The sequence below is a fragment of the Mitsuaria sp. TWR114 genome (assembly GCF_007997345.1).
On record NZ_VOSR01000455.1, the window covers coordinates 1 to 2973 of the forward strand.

3 protein-coding genes and 1 pseudogene are annotated in these 2973 nt (G+C 72.4%); all 4 read right to left on the reverse strand.

The genetic code is table 11. The annotated features are described in order from the left end of the window. Positions 1 to 158: pseudogene (locus tag FUT87_RS30820) on the reverse strand (amidohydrolase); the annotation flags it as partial. Position 159: 1 nt separating this feature from the next. Beyond that, complete coding sequence (locus tag FUT87_RS16365) at positions 160 to 1173, reverse strand: aldo/keto reductase (RefSeq protein WP_147241698.1); 1014 nt, start codon at positions 1171 to 1173, stop codon at positions 160 to 162. Between the two features lie 59 nt (positions 1174 to 1232). Beyond that, positions 1233 to 2207 (reverse strand): ABC transporter substrate-binding protein, encoded by a 975-nt coding sequence (locus FUT87_RS16370; protein WP_147241699.1) that lies wholly within the window; start codon positions 2205 to 2207, stop codon positions 1233 to 1235. Positions 2208 to 2260: 53 nt separating this feature from the next. After that, on the reverse strand, positions 2261 to 2973 hold a 713-nt coding region (locus FUT87_RS16375; RefSeq protein ID WP_147241700.1), incomplete at its 5' end, for an ABC transporter permease.

Here is a 2973-nt window from a genome sequence, read left to right on the forward strand (position 1 = left end):
GACTGCACCAGCACCGTCGCGTCGATGCCGCAGGCGCGCAGTTGCGGCTCGAGGTCCTCCGGGCCGAAGTCCCGGTGGATGGCCGCCAGCGTGGGCGGCGGCCACTGCCCCTCGCGGTCGGCGAGGCGCCAGAAATGCTGGTGGGCATCGACCCGCATGTCAGCCCGCCCCCGGTTCGTCCGGCAGCGGCACGCCGGCGTGGATCAGGCCGCGATCGCGCAAGGCGTGCCAAAGCGCGCCGGGAATCGGCTGCCGCATCCAGTCGACATTGCGCCGCACCTGGTCCGGCGAACGCATGCCCGACAGCACGTTCGCCACCGCCGGATGGGCCAGCGGGAACTGCAGCGCGGCCGCCGGCAGGGGCACCTCGAATTCGGCGCAGACGGCGGCCAGCGCCTCGGCGCGCTCGCGCACCGCCGCCGGCACGGCGCCGTAGTCGTACTTGGCCTGGCCCGCCAGCAGCCCGGAGTTGAACGGCCCGCCAATGAGGACGTCCACGCCGTCCGCCGCGCAGCGATCCATGAAACCGAGGGCCCCCTGTTCCAGCAGCGTGTAGCGGCCGGCCAGCAGCACGCAGTCGATCGGCGCGGCCGACAGCGCGTCCCAGGCCACCTCCCATTCATTCACTCCCAGCCCGATGGCCTGCACCGCGCCCTGGTCGCGCAGCGACTCGAGCGCGCGAAAGCCCCGGCCCTGGGTGAGCGCGCGCCAGTGGCGCCCGTGCTGCTGGCCGTGGGTGGCGCGGCCGATGTCATGCACCAGCAGCAGGTCGATGCGCGCGCCGCCCAGGCGCGCCAGGCTGTCCTCGAATGAGCGCATCACGCCGTCGTAGCTGTAGTCGAAGACGGGGCGGAAGGGCAGCGGGTCGGCCCAGCCGTCGCTGCCCGGCCGCACGCTGGCATCGGGCCGCAGCAGGCGCCCCACCTTGGTCGAGAGCACCAGCCCGTCGCGCGGCCGTCCGGCCAGGAAGGCGCCGACGCGGTGCTCGCTGCGCGTGTAGCCGTAGAACGGCGCGGTGTCGATGCAGCGCAGGCCGGCGTCCCAGGCGGCCTGCAGCGTCGCGGCGGCCGTGGCCTCGTCGACCGCGTCGTAGAGCCCCGCCAGCGCGGCGGCGCCCAGGCCCAGCGGACACGCGCGCAGGGCCTGGCGCAAGGGACGGTCCGGTGCGGGCATGACGGCGGCCGCGCGGTCGGCGAGGGGCGGGGGCGCCAGGGACGAAGGCACGACGCTCATCAGTAGAGGACCGCCCGGGCCTCGGGCGATTGCAGGTTGGTCTTGTTGACCCAGACCACGCCGGTGTCGCGGAACTTGGGCACCGGCTTGCGCTGCAGCAACTCGTCCACCGTCTTGACGCCCAGGTAGCCCATGCGGAACGAGCTCTGCACCGCGATGCCCTCCAGCGTGCCGTCCTGGACGAACTTCTGTAGGTCCTGGTTGCCGTCGAAACCGATGGCCACCACCTGACCGGCGCGACCGCTCTGCACCAGCGCGCGGCCCATGCCGACCGCGGTCGGCTCGTTCGCGCCGAACAGGGCCTTGAGGTCGCGATGGGCCGCCAGCACGTCGGTGGTCTGGTTCATCGCGGTGGCCATCTGCGACTGCGAGTAGTACGGGCCGACGATCTCCAGCTTCGAGTGGGCCTGCAGGTAGCGCTTGAAGCCGCCGACACGGTCCGCCTCCGAGCCCGCGCCGGCCACGTAGGACATGAGCGCCACCTTGCCGGTGGTGCCGACGCGCGCGATCAGCGCCTTGGCGCAGAGCTCGCCCGCAGCGATGTTGTCCGTGGACAGGAAGGACTGGTAGTAGGTCTTGCCGGCGTCGGACACCCGGGAGTCGATCAGCACCACGGGGATGCGGGCCTCCCACGCGCGCTTGATGGCCGGCACCAGCGCATCGGGGTCGGACGGCGCGAGCACGATGCCCGCGACGCGGCGGTTGACCGCGTTCTCCACCAGGTTGACCTGGTCGGCGACCGCCGATTCCGACGCCGGGCCGGAGAAGGTCAGCGTGTGGCCGGTGGTCTCCTTGATCGCCGCGTCGGCGCCCTTGTTGACGTTCTGCCAGAAGCTGGAGTTGGTGGTCTTGACGATGACGGCGATCTCGCCGGCCTGGGCGCTCGCGCCCAGCAGCGCGAGGCCGGCACCGAGCAGCGCGCGCCGCAGCGCACGGATCGCAAAGGGAGCGAGGGACGAGGGGATGCGGGGCATGCGGGTCTCCTGGTGGGATGTGCCGGTCTTGCGCCGGTGTTCTGCGCCGGTCTTCAGCGCCGGTTGCGGAGCTGGTCGATCCACACGGTGAGGAGGATGACCAGGCCGATGATGATCTGCTGCGAGAACGCCGACACGCCGTTCATGTTCAGGCCGTTGCGCAGCACGCCGATGACGAAGGCGCCGATGACGGTGCCGGACACGCTGCCCACGCCGCCGCTCAGCGAGGTGCCGCCGATGACCGCGGCGGCGATGGCGTCGAGCTCGTACATCACGCCCTCGTTGGGCTGCGCGGTCACCAGGCGCGACATCAGCACGCAGCCGCACAGGCCGGCCAGGGCGCCGGAGCAGGTGTAGGCGAACATCGCCACGCGCGCCACGTGGACGCCCGACAGGCGTGCGGCCTCGGCGTTGGAGCCCACCGCATGCAGGTGCCGGCCCAGCAGCGTGCGGCGCAGCAGCAGCCCCACGATCACCGCCAGCGCCACCATCAGCAGCACCGGGTAGGGGATGCCGGGAAAGATCACGTTGGGGAAGCCCTGCGCATCGATCTCCTCGATGCGCCACAGCGCGCCGTTGCCCAGCACGCCGAAGGCCTCGCCCAGGCCGGAGACGGCGCGCGCGTCGGTCAGCTGCAGCGCCAGGCCGCGCGCCACCAGCATCATGCCCAGCGTCGCGATGAAGGGCGGCAGGCGCAGTCGCGTCACGCAGAGCCCGTTGACGGCGCCGCACAGCCCGCCCACCACGATGCCGGCGGCCATCGCGG